Genomic DNA, 25,656 nt, shown 5'->3' on the forward strand with positions numbered 1-25,656 from the left:
AGTTATATAGGTTGATTGTTTTTAGAGTAGTTGTATTTGATTTTTCCCCGTTTTTTTAATTTGAAAGTAATTGACAGTTTGTAATGCTTTTAGGATATTTTCTAGTTGTTCGTTTTCGAATGTTGCTGAGTAGCGTTGGTTGGCAACTGCTTTGTTTGTAATTTTAATTTCCACGCCATACATGCGCTCAAGTTTTAAGGCGATATCCAGTAATCTATCATCTTGAATGGTAATCCGATTTAATAACCATTCGGTTTCTAAGGCGGATCCGTCACTTTCAGAAATTGAAAATGGCTGAATAGCTATTGCCATGGGAGCCGATGCGGTTTTAGTAGTTGTAGATGGGAATTCCTTTTCAACTCCATATACCTTTCTGATCACAAACTTTTCTTTGGGCTTTAATATAAATTTCTGATTGTCAGGTCCTTTTTTCCAAATGGATACTTTGCCACGTACCAAAGCTGTTTGGGCATTATTTTCTTCGGCATAATCGCGCACATTGAAAGCGGTTCCCAGTACGCTAATTTCCATTCTTGGTGTATGAATAAGGAAGGGCTTGGATGGATTTTTGGCGACATCGAAAAATGCTTCCCCAATCAAAGTAACTTCACGTGTGCTGGAATCTTTGAATGAGGCGGGATAGATTATTTTGCTCGAAGCATTAAGTGTAACTTTTGTACCATCTTCTAGAACAATTCGCTGCTGTTGTCCGTTTGTTAGCGTAATTTCTCGATTGTTTGGTTGCGCAATTTTGTAAAGATAAAGAGATGTAAAAGCGATACAGAGGATAGCTGCAGCTGCTGCAATTCTAGGGAAATTGAATGTTTTCTGATTCCTCCGAGTCAGTTTCTTTATAATTCTGCCATGAATGCGTGCTTTGAGTGCTTTCTGTACATGATCGGGTAGTGTTTTGATTAAATTCGGTCGGGATGAAAATGAATCAAAAAAACGTTCCACGACGTCTATTTCTTCCGAATTGGCTTCGCCTTTTAAGTATTTGTCAATTAGCTTTTCGAGCTCTTGGTTAGGATATTGCATATGATTAGTACAATGTTCACTTAAATAGTGCCCCTAAAAGGGAAAAATGTACTAGTCTAAATTGGTGTTTATTTGTAATTTGCTTATTTACAGTTGTATAAAATTAAGAGTAGGGTCAAAAAATGTTGGATAACAAGTTTTTTTAATTTTTGAATTGATACTCCGAGGTGATTTTGAACTGTATTTTGGGAAGTTTCTGTCAAATCACTAATTTCTTTTGTGGTAAGTCCATCTAAGTATCTCATTTTAAAGATTTCTTTTCTTTTTTGTGGGAGATGGGCTACCCATTGTTCAATTAAAGATTTTAAATCCTTTTCGGCATACTGATCTCCTTCCAGAATTTCATAACTTCGATAAAGGTGATGATTTTCTTCGATAAGGATATTTCTGCGTTTGTTTTTCTTATAGGTTTCAAAGACTTTGTATTTCATGCATGCAATGAGGTAGGATTTCAGGTTGTGAATTTCTCTACTGGGACAGTGTTCCCAAAGTTCAATAAATACATCCTGAACAATCTCTTCACAGGAAGCCAAATCTTCGAGCCTTTTGTAAGATTCATCTAAAAGTAAAGACCAATATTTATCATACAAAATATTGAAAGCCTCTAAATCGCCTTCTCGGAGCCGAGCTAACAAGCTTGCATCATTATGAGCTGGATATTTATCGTTTTTCATGATATGATAGTGTGAAGTCGAATTCCTTAGATTGGTCGGGTTGAGGAATGTAACTTTTTTTCAATATTACAGATTTTATTAAATAAGGTCAAGATCTGTAAGTATTTTTTATTTTTTGTATTTAATCTTTTGAAATTCATTAAACATTTGACATCATCATTTGGGCTTATATTCATAAGAAATTGGTTTTTGAGCCGTAGTTAACTCAAAATTAGGTTGAATAAAATTAAAATAGAATTCACTTTTAATTTTTCGAATAAATAGTCAAAAGTACATTTGTTTTTGGATGAGTACTGAAATTTATCTTGTTTTATGCTTGCAGGGCAATAAAAAATTCGGTTTTTATTGTCAAGGTTTAATAATATTTTAAATTAATAAATCTTTATGGAGAGGTTTTTAGATAAGAGCCGACGACCAAATTAATTCAACAGGATCGACCCCTAATGTCGATTACATTAAGTTAGAAATGCGTGAACTGATTGAATCTGCAAAAAAAGAGAAAAAAGGATAGTTGTCATGGATAGCGACATATTTTGCTAAATCGTATCCTCGGAGGAGAGGATAAACCAGCGAAGCCCCGATATGTACTTTCGGGGCTTCGTTGTATAAATCATCCAAGCAGCCCCCTTAATCCATCGGCTTAATTTGATCAGGATAGGGGATCTGCTGTCCCGTAGCTTTGTAGGTCGGCAACTGAGCCTTCCAGGTCCGGAGCTGATCCGAAAGTAATTTGCTGAGCTCAATGGTTTTTCCCTTCATTTTTGGGGCAAGGTTGTTGAGTTCACCGATATCTTGCTGCAGGTTGTAAAGTTCAAGCTTCCCATTTTTCATGTCGTAAAGCAACTTATAATCACCTTGTCTTATTGCCGAGAAAAAGTTGATTCCAGGGCCGTCTGGCACTGTCCACTTGTTGGGGATATTCCATACCAATGGCCGGCTGTTCCAATTGTCGGACCTATTACCTTCCATTAATGGCAAAAGATTTTTTCCATCTGGTTTTTCCTGTACGAGCCGATAGCGATCTATTTTGGCTAAACTGAGAATCGTTGGAAAGAGATCTTCGACCATAACAGGGGTAGCATCTGTGCTTGCAGAGTGCTGCTTGGCCTGTTTGATCAACAGAGGAACCCGGATTCCACCTTCGTAAACCGACCCTTTCCCAGCTTTTAATGGTAGGTTCTGTGTATGGCTTGGTCCGGAGCGCATTGGGCTGAGGCTAAGTCCGCCATTGTCGCTAAGGAAAATAATGACGGTGTTATCGTATAGGTTTTTGTCTTTAAGAAATTGAACGATATCACCCACACTTTTGTCATAACCTTCGACCAGTGAAGCATAAGCTGCTTCAGTGGAATCTAAGCCACGATCGAGGTATTTTTGCACAAAACGTGGATCGGGTTGGATCGGGACATGCACCGCATAGTTGGAAAAATTAAGGAAAAAAGGCTCCTTACGGCGTATAGGCTCCTCCAGTGCCTTCAGCGCCTCCCGGGTTAAGGCTTCCGTTAGAAATGTGGATGTGCCATGATATTCCATAAGGTCGGGAACTGCCTGATAACCTGCTTTGCCAGGAAGGTTACCGTAATTCTGCTCGCCATAGTAGTTTTGTGGGTGCCCAGCGGAGTGTCCTGCAATATTGACCATAAAGCCCAAATTTAAAGGGCTGGCACCAGGAGTTCCGGCAGATCCCCAATGTGCTTTACCCACATGAATGGTATAGTAACCATTGGCCTTAAGGATGCTTGGAAATGGAGTAGCATATATCGTATGTGGTATATTGGGCACAGGGCTTAGTCCGTTGATATTCCAATCCGGTGGATTCAACAATTCATCTCTGCTATCGGTCGGGGTGTCAGCCTTGGGATGGGTCCAATTGGTGACACGATGATGAGCAGCATTTAAACCGGTCAGAAAGCTCACCCGGGAAGGTGTGCACACCGGTGTTGCATATGCATTGGTAAATTTAATGGCTTCTTTGGCTAATGTTTCCAGATAGGGGGTATGAAACTTTTCGTTGATTGGTGTTTTGACCTTGTAAAATGGTTCGGACATGTCCTGCCAACCGAGGTCATCCACAAAAAACACGACAATATTGGGGCGTTCTGTTGTGGATACCGATTGATGCTTCTGCTTAACTTTAGTTCGGTTGACAGTTTGCGCATGGCCTCCTACATACATACCGATAAATAACACCACAAGGGTGAATGATAAATTGTTTTTGTGAAATAACATAGGGACAGTTTATAGTTTAAATATCGGGACATGTTATTGATCGAACGTTTGTAAATCACTTTGTTTGCCATTTACCGTATTGTTTGAAATACTGCTATTTGCGACACGTTCAAAAAATAAGGGCTTTTTATTCCAATGAAATGCAGGGTATTCCTTATTGGTCTTGATTTGGTTGTTGCGAAAGACCAATCCATCGACTGATTTGGCATAAAGAATAGGCTTATCGAAGGTTTCAAAGCGGTTGTCTTCGATGACGATATGGCTATGGAAGTATTTCTGCTGATTTTTTAAATCCGAAATTTCTGGATAGATCGATATAATCGCATTGGTAAATTGGAACATATTGGTTAAGGCATTGATGAAAGTATTGTTCCGGATGCGAATATCGTGGCAGCTGCCAGTTTCATACCAACCATTGGCATCGCCACACAGGAGAATAGCTGTACCTGAAGTATGATCAAAGAGGTTGTTTTCTACCAGGGTCTTTTTGGGTGTACTGAATAAAGCACCTCGTGCTCTATTGTGGCGTACGGTATTGCCACTAAATAGTACACGTGGCGTCCACGTAAGGTTTTCGATGCCAATATCCATTTTTGTTGGGTCAATAGCTGGGTCCATAGCATTACTTAAAGTAATCTTGAATTCGCGGATTGGATCTGAGGCTTTCTCGCGTAAAACGCTAATGGATTGGATCTTATTTTTCTGGTCCCAGAGTTCCATTGTACTGGATCGGATAAATTGGACCGTATCCCCCTGGTAGCCCCAGTCAAATCCGTAGGATTGATCGTGCATATAACGACCGATCAATGTTTTGTCATCTAGTCGTTTGGTGATCTTCAGGTAGGTGCCATGGATATTGATGGCATCATCCATCATATTTTCATAGAGTCCATTCTTCGATACAATGATGCCCTTGCAACCCGAAAAATGTGTTGCGTCGGCCTGAGCCGTAAAATAACGGGGATCCTGATCGCTGCGAAGTGCAATTCGGAAACCTTCCAATGTGATGTTGTCCGTTAATTGAGCTAACAAACCCATGCCTTCGGCGTAATGGACGGCGATATTTTCAAGTCGTATATTTTTTCCTTTATGCACAAATACGCCCGGGTTGGGACGAAATCCAGCGCGCATGGCAACGACGGTACCCGGTATAAGCTTGCTGTTCTTCCATTGCTGCGCTTGAATAATACCCGGAGAGAGCTCTTTCACTTTGGTTGTGCCCACGCGAATATCGCTTGTATTATAGACAATGCGTTTGGTCTTTTCTTCAAAGGCAATCCCCGATGTCGGTCTCAGTTGCCAGCCTTCACCGGTATTGTAAAATATACTGTCTTTGATCGTATAGGTTACCCAAGGTGCAGTTTGATAAGTAATTGTACCGTTGATTGTATCGTTTTGTAAAATCTTGACCTGGCAGATCTGGGGACGCTCAAAATCGATGTGGATATTTTTCAAAGTGAGGTTTTTATTTTCAATCAATGCAATTGGTAACATGCGGCCATGATAGATAAAGTCTGATCCTTGTCCATCAATTGTGATATTGTCGCAATTTTCAAATGCCATACCTACGGTCTTGGGGTTGTCCTGATCGTGATTGGAGATGTAGTATTCGCGGATTAGTGCCCCTTCTGGATGAAAGTCATAACGTCCCTTTTTGAATTTTAAAATAATAGGTTCTTTCTTGCCAATCTTGCTGAAGACGGATTGAATAGCTTTATTGATCAATGCGGTACTATTGTTGCCCGTGTTGGGAACAACACCATAGGTGGAAAGATCGATAATCTTTGCTGCGGACTGCGCAAGGCTGTCAAAATACATGAATGATAGGAGAAGGATAAGCAAATAAGGTTTTAGGATGTTCATGATGTCCTGCTTTGATAAATTGGTTTATATCGCACAATTTCCCTATGGGATTTAGCTTGTCGAATATAGGGATAATCGTTCAACATCCAAATTAAGTCGTGAAGCGTAGCGTTTTTTTTACGCATGTGAAAATATGGTTTTACGCATAAATGGAAGCAAAATACACGATGAAGAAGAAATTTGTTGCTAGGCAAAAGATCGCTACACCCACTGCGGTAATAGTTGCAGAAATTTTAGATTTCTATTTAAAATTTTATATTTTTGAGATCAGGCTTAATCTAAATTGTGAAGAAAAAATCAAGACATCTTTTTCTGGTTTTATGGTTTGTACTGATCTGTCAGATTGGATCGGCGCAATATGGGTTAGAATTTGCCAGCCACAACATGGAAGCCGATAAGCGGACTAGCCTGCAGATCGGTACCAAGGAATCTATTTCTTTTCAACATAAACTGTCTGTTTCGTTCGATCTTTCCTTTTTGCCACTCCAACAGGATTATTTTGGTTATATCTTTCGACTGATTTCGGATGATGGTGTCAATATCGATTTGATATACGATCGGCGGCTTGATCAGGACAAACATTTTAAATTGGTAGTGGGGGAGGACTTTACACCGGTATCTTTCAATATCACAGCCTTACAGTTGTATTATAACTGGACGCCAATGCGCCTCGAGCTCGATATGGATAAAAAGGAGCTTTATTTTCAGGTTGGAACGGCCCGGTATTCCTATCGGCTCAATAAACAGTTTGCGCCTCAGTTTAAGCTCGTTTTTGGTGCAAATATGATGAAAAACTTCCAAACGATGGATGTTCCCCCCATGCGCTTAAAGGATATTCGAATTGCTGATAATGGTAAACTTAAATACTATTGGCCATTGGATGAGTCTTCAGGGACCAAGAGTTTAGATGAACAAAAAAAGAGCACAGCAGAAATCGGTAATCCGATCTGGATCAAGCGGCAACGTAGTGAATGGAAAACACAGTCTTCTTTTACACTGGAAGGGCAAGCTAGTGTGGCCTTTGACAAAAATGAAGAAACACTGTTTTTTGTTGGAAATAAGCGTTTAATGATCAGTAAAATTGGTGGTAGTGACTTACGTTCGCAGGAATATGCGGATGGCAAGCTTTTGCTTGTCAATGGTAGCCAATCGCTTTTTGATCCGATCAAAAAGAACGTCCTGAATATCTCCATCGACCAAAAAATCGTTGCTGCTTATGATTCCACCAGTCGAACATGGAATAAACAATTTGATTTTCCTGCTGTAGGCACAAACTATTGGCTGTTCAACAAATATTTTAATTCGTCCGACACGAGTATCTATATGATCGGGGGCTATGGACATTTTAAATACAAAGCGGGCGTATTGCGTTATCATCTGCCCACACAATCTTGGGATAGCATTCCTTTTACAGGTGATGAAATTTTTCCGCATTATCTTGCGGGAATGGGGCAGGGAAAGGATGGGGTATACCTGGCCGGTGGTTACGGCAGTTCCACAGGAGATCAAATGTTGAATCCCCGCATTTCAAATGATTTTCTTAAGCTTGATTTTAAAAACCGCAAGTCTCTAAAAGTTTACGAATTTTCATCTGCATTCGCCGATATGGTATGGGCCAATAGTCTGGTCGTTGAAGATAGTAGTGGACTGTTTTATGGATTGATTTTCCCGAACAATAGATTCAAAACACATTTACAACTGGTGGCAGGCAGCCTCAAAGGGACACAATACCAGTTTCTGGGGAGCAGTATACCCTTCGATTTTCATGACATCCGTTCTTTTGCCGATCTCTATTATGCGCCGAAATCTAAGTCCTTCGTTGCAGTTACCTTGTTTTATGATGATAAGACCGATTTGACTAAGGCAACGATTTATACTTTGCTGGCTCCCCCTTTACCGTCTGAGCAGGGTATAATACCTTTGGCTAAGCCTGCGCTGCTTAAATACTGCCTTTATGCCCTCGCTGTAATGGGATTATCGCTCTTGATCTGGTGGTATCGAAAAATAAGCAAGCAAAAAAAACAAACTATTTCCGTCATGGAAACTGATAAAATAGGAGAGCCGCACCTACAAGCAGGTCCCTTGAAGGAGACTGAACAAGATAAGAGCGGGCAATTGGTAGATCTTCCGCAACCCAAGAAAGTGGCCAAGGGATTTGAAACCCGACATGGCGCCGGAATCTACCTTTTCGGTGGCGACTTACAGATTGTGGATCTTGGTGGAAAAGAAATCACCAAGAAGTTTTCGCCATTGCTTAAAGAAATGCTGCTGATTTTTATTCTCTATACCGTACGATGGGAGCGGGGAATTAGCTCAGAGAAGCTGACTGAGCTATTTTGGTCCGATAAGAGCCAGTCCAGTGCGCGAAATAATCGATCAGTGAACATCGCCAAGCTCAATAGTTTACTCGAGCAATTGGGTGATTTTAGGGTGACCAAAAAAAGTGGTTACTGGTGCATTGAGCCAATGGATACAGTATATATCGATTACCTCCGCTTCAGCAGGATGGTATCCAATAAAAAATATTTTACAGAAACTGAAATTAGAGAATTACTCGATATAATTGACAAAGGAGGCTTCCTTTTCGAAGTGGACTATGAGTGGCTCGATAATTTTAAAAGTGAAATGTCTATTCTGGTGCTCACAACGTTGGGCAATTTTATTGAAAATCTGAATGTGCAGGATAATGCTGAACTGATTATTGAGATCTGCAATAAGATATTCTATTTTGATGAAATCAATGAGGAGGCGATGATTCATAAATGTCGTTCCTTGTTACAGCTGGGCTATCACAGCCTGGCCTTACAGTGCTATGAGAATTTCTGTCAGATCTACGCTCGTTTATATGGTGAAGCTTACCCCAAAAGTTTTAAAGACTGTCTAGATTAAGAAAAAATATTTAAAATTTTAATGTGTTGATATACAGTTGTTAATGGTGTTTTTGGATGCCTGTTAATCTTCTGTTAATCTTCTATTATACCCCTCGCCAATATATTCGTTTTCATACTTAATAACCAATCAAATGAAAGCGAAAAATTATCTTCAACTCTTCCCTAGGGAATAGCGGTAATGGACTGTTTGTAGCAAACAGGTCCTCCCTAAATACATAAACCTAATACATAATTCAATAACCAATTTAAAACAATACATGAAAACAAACTTCATTTTTAATGAAAGGCCACTGCCGTGGAACAAGCTCCGTAGTTACCCTTGGCAGTGGGCATTGTCCTCGCTGCTGCTATTGTCTCCAATGGCAACCATCGCGCAGCAACAGCAGATCGAAGGTAAGGTGCAGACTTCAAAGGATAAGCCGATCGCTGGGGCTTCCATTACAGACCTCCGTACCGGGCAGACAACATCGTCTGATGGTCAGGGACGCTTCAAGATTAGCGCATCGCCGGGAGATAAACTCGTGATCACTTTTGTCGGTTACCGCAAGACTGAAATGATCGTTGGGCAACAACGCCTCATGGATGTGTTGCTCAACGAAGATAATACAAGCTTGGAAGAGGTCGTGGTTGTGGGATATGGCACGCAGAAAAAGGCTTCGTTAACAGGGGCGATATCATCGGTGAACAATAAAGAAATCACAGTAACAAAAAATGAAAATGTGGTCAATATGTTAGCCGGTAAGATGCCCGGTGTCCGTATCAGCCAACAGTCGAGCCAACCGGGATCGTTTGAATCAAATATTGACATCCGCGGAATGGGTGAGCCCCTGATTGTGGTTGACGGAATCCCCCGTGATAAAGATTATCTGTCACGCATGGATGCCAATGAAATCGAAAGTGTATCCGTATTAAAGGATGCTTCAGCAGCTGTTTACGGTGTGCGCTCGGCGAATGGTGTTCTTTTGGTGACCACACGCCGGGGAAGCAATGAAGATGGAAACTTTGAAATAAACTATTCCTATAATCGTGCCTGGCAAAAGTTTCTTTATGTTCCCAATACGGTGGATGCCCTTGCCTATATGCAGCTTAAAAATGAACAGATAGGCCGCGATTTTAATAGTAATTATCCGGCGAAGATGCCTAATATTTTTGGACCGGCAGATTTTGAAGCGTATCAGAACGGCACAAAAAAGACATCCAATTATGTCGATGCGGCATTTGACAAAGTATCACCGCAATACCAGCACAATCTTTCCATCAACGGTGGCGGCAAGAAAGTTAATTATTTCTTCAACCTGGGCCATATGGATCAGATGGGTGCTTACAAAAGCAAGAGTCTCAACTATAATCGCTGGAATTTTCGCTCCAACATTGATGCGCAGATCACAGATCGTCTGAAAGCGTCTTTGGATGTGGGCGGGTATGCCGATGAGACCAACCAACCACGTACGGATATCTGGGCCGTCTACAAACAGGCCTGGAGACAAAGACCTATTGTGCCGATCTATGTCAACGACAATCCCCTTTATCCGAATTTTGAGATGATCGATAACGAAAATCCGGTCGTGGTAACGGACTCCAAACAGACTGGCTATCGTAAATTTTTACGTAAGCAATTCAACGGTATTATCTCTTTAGACTATAAAGTACCCTTTGTGGAAGGCTTAAATGCGAAGGCAACCTATAATTATGATTTCAAGTACAGTGACAATACGGATTTCAAAAAGTCCTATTTTTTATATAGCTATACACCACCTGTCTATGATGGTAACGGCCAGATTATAACCCCTGAAAAGTATAATGCACATGAGAAAAATGCTCCTACGACCGTGAGGCGGAGTTCCTATCCGGATACACATTCCCTGATGCAGTTCTCGTTGAATTATAACCGTCGTTTTGCCGAAAAACACCAGGTCTCCGGTTTGTTGCTTTTCGTCGAAGAATATAACAAATGGGATAGCTTCTATGCACAGCGGGAGATCATGGTCAATTCGGAATATCTATTTGCTGGTGAGGACAAGAACCAATTGGCAAATATGGAAGGTATTGGCGAACGTACAGCACGAGGTTTGGTCGGTAAGTTCAATTACGATTACTTAGGTAAATACATTGCCGAATTTAGTTTTCGTTATGATGGCTCATCTAAATTTCCAAAAGAATCACGCTGGGGATTTTTCCCGGCAGCCTCGGTGGGTTGGCGTATCAGCGAAGAAGGGTTTATTAAAAACAACTACAATTTTATCAATAACTTAAAAATAAGGGCATCCTATGGTAAGCTCGGAGATGACCGTTCGGCAGGTAATTACCCTTCAACCATCGTTGGTTATGCACTGGAACCCAATGAAACGGGATGGATCTTTGGTGGAAACCTTGTGAATGGGGCCCTGCCTACTGCAATTCCCAACCCTAATCTCACCTGGTATACTTCCAAAACTGCTGACGTGGGTTTGGATATGGATCTATGGAACGGCAAGCTGGGCTTGACTTTTGATTATTTTAACCGTAATCGCTCAGGCCTTCTAGCGACAAGCCTTGACTTGATCCCTGGTACTGTTGGTGCCAACCTACCGCAGGAAAATCTGGAAAGCGATCGCACGTTCGGCTATGAGCTCTCTTTGACACATCGCAATAAGATCAATGATTTCAATTATTTTATTAATGCGCAGGTCTCTTCTACCAAGAGTCAATTTGTAAACCGCGTAGAATCAAAAGCGGGTAATTCGTATGACAACTGGCGTAACCGCTATTCTAATCGTAATAAGGATATCTGGTGGGGCAAGGAGTACGCCGGACAGTTTGGATCGTATGAACAGATTTATAACCACCCAACATTGGTAAGCAGCGGCACATTGCCTGGTGATTATTACTATCAGGACTGGAACGGCGATGGAGTGATCAACGATGCCGACAATCATCCTATTGCAACGTACAATATGCCTTTGATCAACTATGGTTTTACGTTAGGAGGATCGTGGCGGGGTCTGGATCTAACGATGAATTTTCAGGGTGCTGCAAAAGTGTATGTACAGTATAGTGAGGTACTGGCAGGACCACTGCAGTTTGACGGTGGTGCTTTGACGCAGTTTTTGGACCGTTGGAGACCAGTTGATGCCGGTGCCGATCTATTTAACCCAAGCACACAATGGCTTGCTGGATATTATCCTTCTACTGGCTCTGCCATGGCCGAAGGAACCCGGGCAGTTCAAAATGCCTCCTATCTGCGTCTGAAAACCTTAGAACTGGGTTATTCTCTCCCGCAACAATGGTTGAAGATATTAAAAATAAAAAATCTAAGGATCTATGCGAGTGCTTATAACCTGTTGACATGGACAGGTCTCAAATATACCGATCCCGAGCACCCAGGATCTGCCGGAGGTTCTTCATCGGGTGATATTGATGTGTACAAATATCCCATCAATAAAACCTACAACATTGGAGCATCCATTAAATTTTAATCTCAAAACGAACAAAACATGAAAAAATCAATCGCTATAGCAATCATTGGCCTTTTTCTGTGCTCGGGCATGCAATCCTGTAAAAAAATGGATCTGGATCCACTAGGGGTATTAGGTGAAGATGCGCTTTTTGGAAATGAGGCTGGAGCACGTAAATATGTCGCTGGAATGTACAGCTATCTGCCCATAGAAGACTTTGTATATCATCCTGAAAGAGGATTTAGATGGGACAATTATTGGCAAAATTCGGAAACGCTTGCGGCCATGAGTGGCGAGATGACCGGACAATTTTGGGGGGTAGCTGGGGCACAGGGCTTTGGTTACTGGCCATATGATCGCATCCGGAATGTCAATACCCTGATTGCAGGCCTACCTAAATACAAAGCCAATTATACCGAGCAGGGGTACAACCAGATCTTTGGGGAAGCCCATTTCCTACGGGCTTTCTATTATTTTGCTTTGGTTAAGCGCTACGGTGGGGTACCTATTATAAAAGACGTGCAGGATCCAACAGCCGATAAAGAACAGCTCTTGGTTAGCAGAAATAAAGAATCTGAGGTTTATCATTTTATCAATGAAGACTTGCAGGTGGCTATTTCAATGATGTCTGGAAGCAGCGAACGTGGCCGCGCCAACAAATATGTGGCAGCAGCTCTACTTTCCCGCGCCATGTTGTATGCCGGTAGTATTGCTAAATATAGTTCGTATAGCAATCTCTCTGGCGATGCCACAGACAAGCAGTTGGTAGGTATCAAAAAGGAAGAAGCGGAATGGTTCTTCAAACAGGCTTATGATGCTGCAACAACCGTGCTGGCAGGACCGTACAGTCTGTACAATAAAAATGCACAGGATAAGGAACTCAACTACGTAAATTTGTTTTTGGACTTAGACAGCCCTGAAGATATTCTGATCAAGGAGTATAGTCTGACCGCACCACACAACAACCGTCTCAAACATAGCTATGACGCTACGCATTTACCCAATCCGACCTTTTCGAGTGACAATGAGTCTGCGGCATATCCCGTATTGAATGTCGTGGAGTTATTCGGTGAACTTCCAATCACTGATGCCGGTGGAAAACCAGTACGCTATACGGACCGTAAACAGCTGTATGCCGATTTGGAACCTCGTCAGCGGGCCACATTTTACTTCTCGGGAATGGAATTGCGCGAAGGCGCCGAAAGACGGAGTTTTGATATTCAGCGTGGACTCTACAAAACCTTTCCCGGTAAGGCTGCTGATGCACAGATGGGCGCGGGTACTGCGGCGATAAATAGCGAGTCAAATCGAATCTTGGCTGGCCCCAAAAATAGTCTGTTTGATTACAATGGTACGAAGATCAACATAACAGGCGAGCATGGCATGTGGAAAGATGGACATGCCAACAATACCCGAACTGGATTTTACATCCGTAAATACATTAACTATAAAATGTCTACCAAGGATGTGAAGTTATATAACAGTACACAACCCTGGAAGGTCTTTAGGCTCGCTGAGATACTTTTGAATAAGGCAGAAGCTGCTTATGAACTTGGCCTGATCAAAAATGATGAAGCACTTAAACAGGAAGCATTTCAATACATCGCGCAGATCCGTAATCGTGCTGGTGCCAAGCCTTATCTCTATACAGCTGCTTCGGCAAACCTCTCCGGTAAATATGGTTATCCCTTGGATGGAAATCTGCAATTTATACGTGAGGAGCGCGAACGTGAACTTTGCTTTGAAAATCACCATTGGTGGGATATGCGGAGATGGCGCATTGCAGATGTGGAGCTCAACAACTTTGTACCCAATTCGCTGATGCCTTACCTTGTATTGGATGAACTGAAATATGCTCCGGGCGGCGAACGGATCAACTCCTTTATTTTTATTCGCGAAAAGGAACCTTGGAACAAGACGTTCAACTTTGAAAAGAAATGGTATTATGAACCTATTCCGGGTGGAGAACTGAACAAAAACCCTAATCTATATCCACAGAACCCTATTTACTAACTGAGCGGAAATGAGAACGATATATTTATTTACAGCATTGACAGGCTTATTATTTTTAAATGCCTGTTCGAAAACAGATAATTACGATGGCCCGAATGCGAGTATAAAAGGGCAGGTCATTGATAAGGTAACGAATAAACCCTTCCTGACCGGACAGGGCGAATTTAGCATCCGTTTGCTAGAAACCAGTTGGAGCGACAATCCCGCACCGCAGGATATTGCCGTCAAGCAGGACGGATCGTATAACCATACAAAACTCTTTCAGGCAACGTATACCCTCCAGCCCTATGGTGGTGCATTTTGGCCAGCACAGAAGATCGAAGGTTACCAACTGGGTGCTAATGCAGAGCAAAACTTTGAGGTGACACCCTACCTACAGATCAAAAATGTGAAGTGGACCTTAAAAGCCGAAAATAAACTGGAAATCTCCTGTACGCTTGCCGCACCTATTACAGGTGGATTGCCGCAAGTGATTGAGGTTCGCCCATTCCTGAGTCTGACACCATACTGTGGGGCTGGCAACCGTATTGATGCGTATTATAAGGATGAATATCGCGCATTGATCAATCAAAACTGGGAAAATATTGGCAATATGCAGACCGGAGAAGGAAAGGAAACTTATACGATCAAGGATATTCCATTGAAATCAGGGTACACCTATTATGTACGGATGGGTGCAAAAGTGCGCGACACCTACGAAAAATTCAATTATTCGGAAGTGGAGGTTATTAAAGTACCTTAAGTAAAGAATCTAAACAATGAGCGGGACTTGGTGCCCGCTACTACTCAATACTAAATAATTATTCGGATGAAACAATTTATCAAAGCAGGTTCCAGATGCCTATTGGGCATGACATTATTTTTTGCCACACACTTGCAGGCGCAAGATAATCCATTTATCAAACATATGTATACCGCAGATCCTTCGGCACGGGTATGGGCCGATGGCCGCCTGTATGTGTATGCTTCACATGATATTGCTCCGCCTCAAGGTTGCGATCTGATGGATCAGTATCATGTGTTTTCGACTGCGGATATGAAAACATGGACCGATCATGGCGAAATATTACGCGCCTCACAAGTCCCATGGGGTAGAAAAGAAGGTGGATTTATGTGGGCCCCGGATTGTGTCTATAAAAATGGTACTTATTATTTTTATTTTCCACACCCAAGTGGTACCGAGTGGAACAAGACCTGGAAAATTGGTGTAGCTACGAGTAAATCACCAGCAAAGGATTTTGTGGTACAGGGCTATGTAAAGGGGGCCGAAGCACTTATTGATCCGCATATCTTTATCGATGATAATGGACAGGCCTATTTTTATCAGGGGGGCGGTGGTGTCTGTAAAGCGGGTAAGCTCAAAGACAATATGATGGAGATTGATGGTGAATTGCAAAAGATGGAAGGTTTGGAAGATTTTCACGAAGCTTCGTGGGTACACAAGTATAATGGGAAATATTATCTGTCCTATTCTGACAATCACGATGAGAACTGGAAAGATGGAGTAAAAGGAGATAACCGTATGCGCTATGCGGTAAGTGATAGTCCAATGGGACCATGGAAATCAATGGGCATCTATATGGATCCGACGAATAGCTATACAAACCATGGCTCCATTGTCAAGTTTAAAGGTAAATGGTACGCTTTTTACCATAACAGTGAATTGTCACAAAAAAATGGCGAATTCAACGATTGGCTTCGTTCCATCTGCGTAGACCGCTTGGAGTACAATAAGGACGGTAGTATCAAGAAGGTAAAGCAGACTGGATTATTGACAGGTCCCAAATAATCGATGGACACGAAGACGATATGTTGCCAAAAAAAATTAACTTTAGGGGCGGAACAACTGTTTCGCCCTTAAACCATCGAACACTTAATTGTTTAAAATGCTAACGAAGAATATCAAACGTAAAACCAATACATTGTTACGCACAATATGTTGCTGTTCTCTTCTTTCGGTCAGTATGCTAAAAGGTTTTTCCCAAGCTAAAATGACGAAAGATTATGTTGACTATGTCAACCCTTATATGGGAAACATCAGCCATTTATTGGTGCCAACCTACCCAACGGTCCACTTGCCAAACAGCCTTTTGCGCGTTTATCCTGAGCGGGGAGACTATACGTCAGACCGTCTGTTTGGTCTGCCGCTTATCGTTACCAGCCATCGTGGAAAATCGGCTTTCAATCTTAGTCCCATGGTGAAATTGCCGGGCAGTTTGAAACCGGTACAACTGTATAGTTACGATCAGGAGGAAATACATCCGTATGCCTATTCGGTGCTATTGGATCAAGAGAATATTCAGGTAGACTATGCGCTGTCGCATCAGTCGGGGATGTATACCTTTACGTTTCCGACAACTTCGACAAAATACCTTCAGTTCAACTCACAGGAAGGGAAACTTCAATGGGATGGACGGGGACTTTCGGGTACACAGGATATTGGTAATGGTACGTACGTGTATATTTATGCTATTCCCGAATCCAAACCTGTTGCGGTAAAGCGACTGCAAGGCCAACAACTGGAAAATGCAACAGAAACTGCCGGTAAGAATTCGTGTATGATATTGGAGTTTAATCAGGCAGGGACTAGCTTGCGCATGAAATATGGTGTTTCATTTATCGATGTCGCACAGGCAAAAGCCAATTTAAAACGTGAAATCAGCGATTTTGATCAAAAGAAGCTAGCTGAAAAAGGGCGTAAAATATGGAACGATGCTTTAGGTAAAATTGCGGTGGAAGACGACAATGAGTCCAATAAGCATGTGTTTTATACCTCCTTATACCGCACCTACGAACGGCCAGTCAATATTTCTGAGGATGGACGTTATTATAGTGCGTTCGACGGTAAGGTACATCAGGACGAGGGCAAATCTTTTTTTACCGATGACTGGATCTGGGACTCCTACCGTGCACATCATCCATTGCGGGTACTGTTAGATCCAGGTACAGAATCCTTGATCCTCAATTCTTTTGTCCGGATGTCTGAACAAATGGAGCAGCCTTGGTTGCCTACTTTCCCTGAGATTACCGGTGATAGTAGACGGATGAATTCAAATCATGGTGTAGCAACTTTGTTGGATGCTTACCGCAAGGGAGTGCGTAATTTTGATATCAAGAAAGCCTATCTGGCAGCAAAAGGTGCGATTACAGAAAAGACACTAGCTCCTTGGTCGGGTAAAGCCGCAGGGAAATTAGACGAGTTTTTTAAGGAGAAAGGCTATATTCCAGCATTATATCCAGGTGAAAAAGAAACGATACCAGAGGTAAACGGTTTTGAACGGAGACAACCGGTCGCTGTAACCTTGGGTACCTCTTACGACTTATGGTGCTTGGCACAGCTTGCTCAAGAATTGGGTATTCAGGCTGATTATGATCTCTTTATGAAGCAATCTTTCAATTATCGAAATCTTTTCAACGAACAGACCAAATTTTTCCATCCCAAAGATGACAAGGGAAATTTCATCATGCCTTTTGATTATGTGTTTTCTGGCGGACAGGGAGCACGGGAGTATTATGGTGAAAACAATGCCTGGATCTATCGCTGGGATGTACAACACAACATTCCGGATCTGATCAAATTGATGGGGGGAAATGAATTGTTTGTCAAGTACCTCGATGAGATGTTTCAGCAGCCTTTGGGTCGGTCGAAATTTGATTTTTACGCACAGCTTCCAGATCATACAGGTAATGTTGGACAATTTTCCATGGCGAACGAGCCGGCTTTGCATATTCCTTATCTCTACAATTACGCCGGACAACCTTGGATGACACAGAAACGGATACATAAACTGATCGGTGAGTGGTTTAGAAACGATCTAATGGGGGTACCGGGTGATGAAGACGGTGGCGGGATGTCAGCTTTTGTGGTCTTTTCCCAAATGGGCTTCTATCCTGTAACACCAGGTCTGACTTCCTACAGCATCGGATCTCCATTTTTTCAGAAAGTGAGCATACAGCTTCCTAATGGCAAGTCTTTTGTAATTATCGGCAAGAATGCATCTGCAAAAAACAAATACATTCAATCGGCGAAATTAAATGGGCAGCCGCTGAACGTTCCACAGCTGACTCATGCCGATGTGCTGAAAGGTGGCACATTGGAATTTGTGATGGGGGATAGAGCAAATCGAAATTGGGGAAAGGGAAACTAACAAAGCTTGCTTACCGGCATGTGTATGTCAGAAAGTAAAAAAGGTAAAAAGCGCTGTTGATCATCGATCAACAGCGCTTTTGTTTATGGATAGCTTTGTCCTATTGTCTATACGCGGTAGGATATTCGCCTTGCTTTAAATCGAATAACCAAAACTTTGATAAGCAGCTCAAATATGGATGCTCCCTTATTGAAACATATCGGGGGTAATCAAGACTGCTGTACCTTTTGTTCCATTCCGTTCGATCTGTTTACCTGCATAGCTGATACAGACCGGACCATTACTGCTGGGTAGGATTTCGGCTTTCTTAAGCTTACCGTTTTCCCACTGTATATTCACCGTACGATTACCTCTTGCTTTAAGTCCGGTTACGCTTCCCTGATCCATGTTGTGGCTTAAAGCGGGTAGCAGCTCGATCAGGTAATTGTTGTTTTTGTCCCTGACCTGGCTTTGCAGCAGCATTTCGGCAATCGCTGCGGTCGCGCCAAAGTTCCCGTCAATCTGGAAGGGTGGGTGATTATCGAACAGATTGGGCAGTGTCTTATCACTGATCAGGTTATACAATAAGCGGTAGGCATGCTCTCCATCGTGCAATCTATTCCACATATTGATTTTCCAGGCTAGACTCCAACCTGTACCATGATCGCCCCGACTTAATAGCGTCTTTTTTGCAGCTTCGGCTAGTTCGGGCGTATTAACGATTGAAATCTGGTTGCTCGGATGCAAACCAAATAAATGTGACGTATGCCTATGATTTACCTCTGTTTCTTTATAATCTTCGATCCATTCCATAATGCGGCCTGTTTCTTTGCTGATTTGTGTTGGAATAAGTTTGGTTAAGGCAGCTTGACAGCGTTGTCTGAAATCAGGATCGCAATCTAAGAGCTTTGTGGCTTCAACACAATTTTGCAGGAGGTCGCGGATAATCTGTGTATCCATGGTGGCACCGTAGGTAAAACTGGAAACTTCACCCGATGGTAGGATAAAACTATTCTCAGGGGAATGTGAAGGGTTGGTGGTCCAATAACCGGCAAATGATTTACCTTGGGGGATTTTGACCATAAAATCCAAAATAAATTCAGCCGCTCCTTTCATAATAGGATAAGCCTGGACTTTTAAAAATTCTCGGTCGCCAGTATAGTTATAATGTTCCCAGGGGTGCTGCGCCATCCAGGCCGATCCCATGGGCCAAATGCCCTGTACGCCATCGGCTGGAGCTGTGTAGCCCCAGACATCGGTGAGATGATGTACCACCCAGCCTTTGGCTCCATAGAGCTTGCTTGCGGTACGCTCACCAAAAGGAATTAATGCCTTCGTCAGGTCAAATAGGGGCTTATGCAATTCAGAAAGATTGGTTACCTCGGCAGGCCAATAGTTCATTTGCAAATTAATATTGGTATGAAAATCAGCATTCCAAGGTGGATCCATCTGCCAAGCCCATAAGCCCTGCAAATTTGCCGGCATATGTCCTGGACGTGAACTGCTGATTAAAAGGTAACGACCAAACTGAAAGAATTTGTTGACTAAGGTATTAGGTACCTTTTGCAATTCTTTTGTCAACCGAATGAGTGAATCGGTGGGTAGTTTTGCGAGTTTATCTTGTTCTGGATCAGGAAGATTCAACTTGACCCGATTAAAATACTGTTGGTAATCTTCTATATGAGCTTGTTTTAACTGTTGATAATGCTGTTTGTTCAGGCTACTGATTACCTTGCGGCAGCTTGCAAGTGGATCAATATCCACCGGGGTTTGTGGATAGGCGATATGCTTCAATCCGGGATAATCCGTAGCGGCGGTGACGATGATGGTAATCTCATCTGCTCCGGTAATCGCTACGCGGCCGTCGGCATTGATAAGTTTACCGCCTTTAAGGATTACTTTTGCAATTGCGGCAAACTTTGTTCCGCGCTCATGGGCATGAGCAGATTGGCCAATCTGACCCTGAAGTAGCAATTGTGTGGGATCTGTCGGATCAGCCGTGCAACTGAAATCCTGGGCTCTTTTCCAGGTGAAGTTTAGATCGAGTGCCTGTTTCTTGTTTGCTGTATAATGGATGACCATCGCGTTGGCAGGAGCTGAAATGAATGACTCGCGAAAGAACTTGACGCCATTATACACGTAGCTTGTTTGTTGCAATGCACGCTCAAGATCAAGCGAGCGCATATACTGTTCAGCTTTAAGATGGGGCATATCAAACCATAGTTCGCCAAGCGACTGATAGGGTTTGATGTTTTTGGGTAAGCCCATCAAAGTTGTGTCTGCAAGGTCGATTGCTTCTTTATTTTTACCTTCAAAAAGAAGTTGTTGTATGCGGGGCAGATACATTTTCCCCTTGGGATTATTGGGATCCTGCGGATGACCGGCCCAAAGCGTACTTTCGTTCAGTTGGATGCGTTCATCGGCGACACCACCAAAAAACATAGCACCGAGCTGACCGTTACCGAGCGGTAGCGCTTCCTCCCAAACTCCTGCGGGGCGTGCATAGCATAACGTTAAAGGGCCTGCGGAAAGACTTGCTGCCGACTGAATCTGTGTGCGGTCTGTCCAGAATTGCGTGATCTTATGTTGCCGCTGACTAGATGGGGCATCTATTATTTTAGTGGACTGCTGTGCCTTAATTGTTGTGTTGCCCATCAGTAGCAGTGCGCAGTATAGGAGCGTTTTTATTTTCATCTTTTAGTTTCTTTTTGGTTGTTTTACGGGGACTGAGGTTTTGGTTTTTAGGTATTTGCTTGCCTGTCCGGTTAACCAAAGATAATGATCATTGGGAAGATTATCTTCAATACCGACAAATGAACCTGTTCCATTAAGTGGGACATCTTTTTGATGCAGTGTCTTGAATATGGCGGTACCTTCGTCGACTTCATCAAACATGGCGATGTAGAGCATTTGGGCACCAATTGAGAGGTTATACTGTAATTGTTTCCATAAGAAATTTCCGGAATCACGTGGGACAAAGGCACGTGAACTCCCAGTCATGTTCGTCCAGGAGAATCCAGGGAAGCAAAGTGGAGCATAATCGATTTGATGTTGTTTGCACCAGTCCATATCATCTTTGATCAGGGATTTGAACTGATCGAATCCGGCCTGATTATATCGACCAACAAACCAAGGCATAATGATATCTGATTTTTTGATGAGTTCATGCAAAAATGGATCGGATTCAGTATCCTGGCGTAATTCACGCCAATAAGTCGGTACGCCAAGAAGTACGCTATAGCCGTTTTGTTTGAGGTAATTGACAATACGTTCGGCTGTTTTGAGATTATATTTGCGACCGTCGTTAAATCCGATACCCCAAACGGCAATCAGTGGTTTGCCATGATGAAAAAGATAGGTTTTGGCGCGATCACGCTTTTTGAGGTTCCATTCTTTTTCAAGGGCGGCTACATCGTCCATTAAGATTTTGTCGTCACCATCTTTAATGCCACTAAGGTCGTACATGACGCAGATTGCGCGGTCAAATTCATTGGCTGAACGAATAGCCGAAGTCAAGACTGTATTGAAGTGGTTGCGACCACTGGGGTTAGCGATCTCACCCACGAATCGTTGCATAAATACGCCATCGATTCCGTATTGTTGCATCCATTTAAAATGAAGGTTGACGGAAGAATAATCATGTGCGCTATAGAGTTTAGCGGGCTTTCCCTCTTTTGTCATAAAAGGACTGTCATAGGTTATTTGATAGGCGCTGACGTCGGGCCAAAAATCGATATTTGTAGAACCGGGTTGGAATCCGTTTTTTCCACGGTAATGGTACCATCCGCGGTCTGCACCATCCGTAGGACTATTGAACCAGCCTTGGTAGCCGGCCATAACAAGGCCGCTATACGAGTCGTATTGTTTTTGTGCGAATAGTAAGCCTACCGAAAAAAGTAGACAGATGCCAAGAAGATGGAATTTGAGCGTTTTAGCTATCATATCGATTTATAATTAAGTTATGCCGCTAAATATCGATTAACCCAATTAATAGTCCATTAATAAAGTATTAATGGAACATATAAGTATTTGTTTTTAATATAACAACAGCGCTTCAGCTTGGATGCAGCCGGTTGCATTGTTTTCTATACTAAAAAAGTGACAAAGTGAATTTCAATAAATAGAAGTCAATCGATTGCGTTATTTACGCAATCGATTTCGTGACACCGTTGTTTTGTTCCCATAAAATATCCCTCTAATTTAACGGGCTGAACCAGTCAATCTAATACTAAACTGACAGACTCAATTTTACTAACTATTTAATTATGATTTCAAAATTTACAAGTAACCAAAAGGTAAGCCTGCTTGCTATTGCTCTTCTTGTTGCGTCTTCGCAAAGTTTGTGGGCCGCAGAAATGCCGATTGCATTTAAACATACAGCAAACAAGGCCGCTCAGAACCAAGTTACCGGGAAAGTAACCGCAGAAGATGGTCCTCTTGCGTCTGCGACTGTTTCGGTCAAAGGAACATCGGTATCGACATCTACAGATGCAAAGGGAACATTTGCAATTCGAGCTAAAGCTGGAGATATTTTGCTTGTTAGTAGCGTTGGCTACAAAACCAAAGAAGTGACAGTTACAGGAACGACCCTATCAATTCAGCTGGAAAGTAATAATGAGGCTTTGGAGGAAGTGGTCGTTGTGGGATTCGCTAAACAAAAGAAGGTAAATTTAACCGGTGCGGTACAAGCGATCACGTCAAAAGATCTACAGGATCGTCCGGTTACCAATGTATCTTCTGCGATCCAGGGTAAGTTTTCGGGTGTAACGATTACCCAAAATTCAGGACAGCCCGGTAAAGACAACGGTACGATCCGTATTCGTGGGCTGGGTACCATCAATAATGCGAATCCGCTTGTTATTGTTGATGGAATAGAAAGCTCGATGAATAATATCAACCCCAACGATATTGAAAGTGTTTCGGTATTGAAAGACGGACCTAGTGCAGCAATTTACGGCTCTAAGGCTGCAAACGGGGTTATCTTGATTACGACCAAAAAGGGCGGTAGTGGCAAGCCGCAATTGAATTATACAGGCTATGCCGGTATTCAGGATCCAACACGTCTACCGGAATATATGAACTCTTATGACCATGCTGTTATCTTAAATGAGGCCCTTAAAAATGAAGGGAAGACACAGCGTTTTTCCCAGCAGGATCTTGAACTTTTCAAAAATGGATCTGATCCGGACGGTCATCCCAATACGGATTGGTTAGGACTGCTCTACAAGGGATCGGGCTTTCAACAATCGCATAATTTGCAAGTTACAGGTGGAACAGAAGATGTGCAATATATGGCTTCGGGAGGCTACTTAGGACAAAAAGGCGTTATCAAGGTAGCGAGCTCTGACCGTTATAATTTACGCACAAATGTTGGTGCAAAAGTATCTTCAAGACTTCGATTTGATCTAGGACTGGCGTATAATTATCAACGTATCACCGAACCTGTAAATCCTTATACCGGTGATATGGCGCAGATCTTTAGACAGGTAAACCGTATTCCTAGTTTTATTCCTTATAAATACAGTAATGGTGTATATGGTCGTGGTAGCGATGGTAACCCAATTGCATGGATGGATCTCGAAGCCAAGGATAATATGACCTATAAACATACACAGGTCAATTTCTCCGGTGAATTTCAGATTATGGATGGACTGAAGATCAAACAGGTTGTAGGCTTTCAACCGATTGACAATATGTCTTCCAAATTTGTCAAAGACATCCAATACTATGCGCCAAATGGTGATTTGGGACCTAAACAAGGGGTGAATAATTTGACTGTTTATAACTTCCAATCCGAACGATTGACTTTTCAAACCTTGATGACCTATGACAAAAAGATTGGTAACCATCAGATCAATGTTTTAGGCGGTTTTATGGATGAAACATTCCGTGCGGATTACTCCAGTGCTTATGCACAAGGTTTCTTAAATAATGATTTTTCGGAACTGAATTTGGGTAGCAAGGACGGAATGAAAGTCGATGGAGGAGCCAAAAAGCTAATATTACGCTCTTTCTTCGGTCGTATCAATTATGCATTTGCGGATAAGTACCTATTGGAAGCCAATGTGAGACGTGATGGAACATCGCGATTCTTGGGAAGCAATCGTTGGAGTACATTCCCGTCGTTCTCAGCCGGCTGGCGTATTTCTCAGGAAGATTTCTTTAAAGAATCTTCTTTGTCCGATGTAATCTCAGAATTGAAATTAAGAGGCGGTTGGGGTAAACTAGGAAACCAACAATTAGCGGCAACATCAGACAATTCATATCCTTCTTCCGACGCCTATTATCCAGGCTTATTTACCATTTCTCCTGGTTATAACTATTCTTTTGGTGGTGAGATTAGTTCCGGTGGAGCCATTGTAGAGTCGGCAAACCCAATATTAAAATGGGAGTCAACGACAAGTACCAACATTGGTCTAGACCTGAACTTCAAAAATAATCTGGGCTTTGTATTTGAATACTTTGACCGTAAAACTGATGGGGTGTTGTTAAAACTGCCTGTATCGAACTTATATGGTCTTCCAGCGCCTTACCAAAATGCAGGAAAAGTGCAAAATAATGGGGTAGAGCTACAAGTCAACTATCAAAATAGCATCGGAGATTTCAAATATAGCATTGCCGCAAACGGTTCTTATATCAACAACCAGATTAAAAAATGGGCCAGTGACGAACCACAGGTCAATGGAACTTTCTATATCTATGAGCAGGGACGACCAATCCGTTCGTTTTATGGCTACGAAACTGCTGGAATCTATCGTTCGGACGAGGAATATAAAAACAGTGGTATTCAAGGGGTGAACGGAACTGTAGGTGCTGGTGATATTATCTATAAAGATCAGAATGGCGATAAGAAAATCGATGGAAATGACCGTGTATATCTAGGTTCGCCCGATCCAAAATTTATCTTTGGTCTGACCTCCAATATGAGTTATAAAAACTTTGATCTGAGCCTATTCTTCCAAGGTGCGGCTAAAGTACAGGGCTATCTTTGGGGCGAAGCCATTGGCGGGATCTCGGGATCGGATAAACCGACAACCATTTTTGCAGATCGTTTCAATGCAGAGACCAATCCAAACGGATCTATGCCGAGGGCATTGACCAGTTGGTCACAAAATAGCCCTTCAGGCACTCCTTCCGATTTCTGGATCCAGAATGCAAGTTATGTCCGCTTGAAGAATATCACCTTCGGTTATACCTTACCAAAAACGTTTACGGATAGAATCGGTATTAAGGGGGCTAAAGTATACTATAGTGGACAAAATCTCTTGACTTTTACCGGATTTGCTAAAGGATTTGATCCGGAGGCCCCAGCGGATTCTAGAGGTAATTACTATCCCCAAGTGAAAACAAATGTGTTTGGTCTTAACGTAAACTTTTAATTGAAAAT

Annotated in this window: 13 protein-coding genes; 7 read left to right on the forward strand and 6 right to left on the reverse strand. The window is 42.3% G+C overall.

Going from position 1 to position 25,656, the window contains the following annotated elements; all coding sequences use genetic code 11:
* Positions 1–21: 21 nt before the first annotated feature.
* From B3P16_RS02530 to B3P16_RS02545, 4 genes are all read right to left on the reverse strand, one after another.
* Positions 22–1,038, reverse strand: a complete 1,017-nt coding sequence (locus B3P16_RS02530) for a FecR family protein (RefSeq protein ID WP_286841241.1) — start codon at positions 1,036–1,038, stop codon at positions 22–24.
* 83 nt (positions 1,039–1,121) lie between these two features.
* A complete protein-coding gene (locus B3P16_RS02535; RefSeq protein ID WP_182982458.1) occupies positions 1,122–1,712 on the reverse strand; it encodes an RNA polymerase sigma factor in 591 nt (196 codons plus the stop codon).
* 627 nt (positions 1,713–2,339) lie between these two features.
* Entirely contained in the window at positions 2,340–3,941 is a 1,602-nt protein-coding gene (locus tag B3P16_RS02540) for a sulfatase (RefSeq protein ID WP_286841244.1), read from the reverse strand.
* Positions 3,942–3,974: 33 nt separating this feature from the next.
* Entirely contained in the window at positions 3,975–5,804 is a 1,830-nt protein-coding gene (locus tag B3P16_RS02545; protein WP_286841245.1) for a right-handed parallel beta-helix repeat-containing protein, read from the reverse strand.
* 285 nt (positions 5,805–6,089) lie between these two features.
* Between B3P16_RS02545 and B3P16_RS02550 the strand changes: the two genes are divergently transcribed.
* From B3P16_RS02550 to B3P16_RS02575, 6 genes are all read left to right on the forward strand, one after another.
* Complete coding sequence (locus B3P16_RS02550) at positions 6,090–8,693, forward strand: galactose oxidase (RefSeq protein WP_286841247.1); 2,604 nt, start codon at positions 6,090–6,092, stop codon at positions 8,691–8,693.
* A 259-nt stretch (positions 8,694–8,952) separates the two neighbouring features.
* On the forward strand, positions 8,953–12,150 hold the full coding sequence (locus B3P16_RS02555; RefSeq protein WP_286841249.1) for a SusC/RagA family TonB-linked outer membrane protein: 3,198 nt from the start codon (positions 8,953–8,955) through the stop codon (positions 12,148–12,150).
* Between the two features lie 18 nt (positions 12,151–12,168).
* Positions 12,169–14,142 carry a RagB/SusD family nutrient uptake outer membrane protein gene (locus tag B3P16_RS02560; RefSeq protein ID WP_075991602.1) on the forward strand — a complete coding sequence of 658 codons (1,974 nt, stop codon included), beginning with the start codon at positions 12,169–12,171 and terminating at the stop codon, positions 14,140–14,142.
* Positions 14,143–14,152: 10 nt separating this feature from the next.
* Positions 14,153–14,884: a DUF3823 domain-containing protein gene (locus tag B3P16_RS02565; protein WP_286841251.1), complete on the forward strand. Its 732-nt coding sequence runs from the start codon at positions 14,153–14,155 to the stop codon at positions 14,882–14,884.
* A 66-nt stretch (positions 14,885–14,950) separates the two neighbouring features.
* Positions 14,951–15,931 carry a family 43 glycosylhydrolase gene (locus B3P16_RS02570; RefSeq protein ID WP_120336608.1) on the forward strand — a complete coding sequence of 327 codons (981 nt, stop codon included), beginning with the start codon at positions 14,951–14,953 and terminating at the stop codon, positions 15,929–15,931.
* Between the two features lie 97 nt (positions 15,932–16,028).
* A complete protein-coding gene (locus B3P16_RS02575; protein ID WP_286841253.1) occupies positions 16,029–18,290 on the forward strand; it encodes a GH92 family glycosyl hydrolase in 2,262 nt (753 codons plus the stop codon).
* Between the two features lie 186 nt (positions 18,291–18,476).
* On the opposite strand, the gene B3P16_RS02580 is transcribed toward B3P16_RS02575, so the two are convergent.
* Together B3P16_RS02580 and B3P16_RS02585 are read right to left on the reverse strand one after the other, a co-directional pair.
* Positions 18,477–20,963: a glycoside hydrolase family 95 protein gene (locus tag B3P16_RS02580; RefSeq protein WP_286841255.1), complete on the reverse strand. Its 2,487-nt coding sequence runs from the start codon at positions 20,961–20,963 to the stop codon at positions 18,477–18,479.
* A 3-nt stretch (positions 20,964–20,966) separates the two neighbouring features.
* Entirely contained in the window at positions 20,967–22,211 is a 1,245-nt protein-coding gene (locus B3P16_RS02585; protein WP_286841256.1) for a glycoside hydrolase family 71/99-like protein, read from the reverse strand.
* Between the two features lie 323 nt (positions 22,212–22,534).
* Between B3P16_RS02585 and B3P16_RS02590 the strand changes: the two genes are divergently transcribed.
* A complete protein-coding gene (locus B3P16_RS02590) occupies positions 22,535–25,648 on the forward strand; it encodes a SusC/RagA family TonB-linked outer membrane protein (RefSeq protein WP_286841258.1) in 3,114 nt (1,037 codons plus the stop codon).
* Positions 25,649–25,656: the final 8 nt, after the last annotated feature.

It is taken from the genome of Sphingobacterium sp. UBA7631 (assembly GCF_002483935.1).
GTDB classification, from domain to species: Bacteria; Bacteroidota; Bacteroidia; order Sphingobacteriales; family Sphingobacteriaceae; genus Sphingobacterium; species Sphingobacterium multivorum.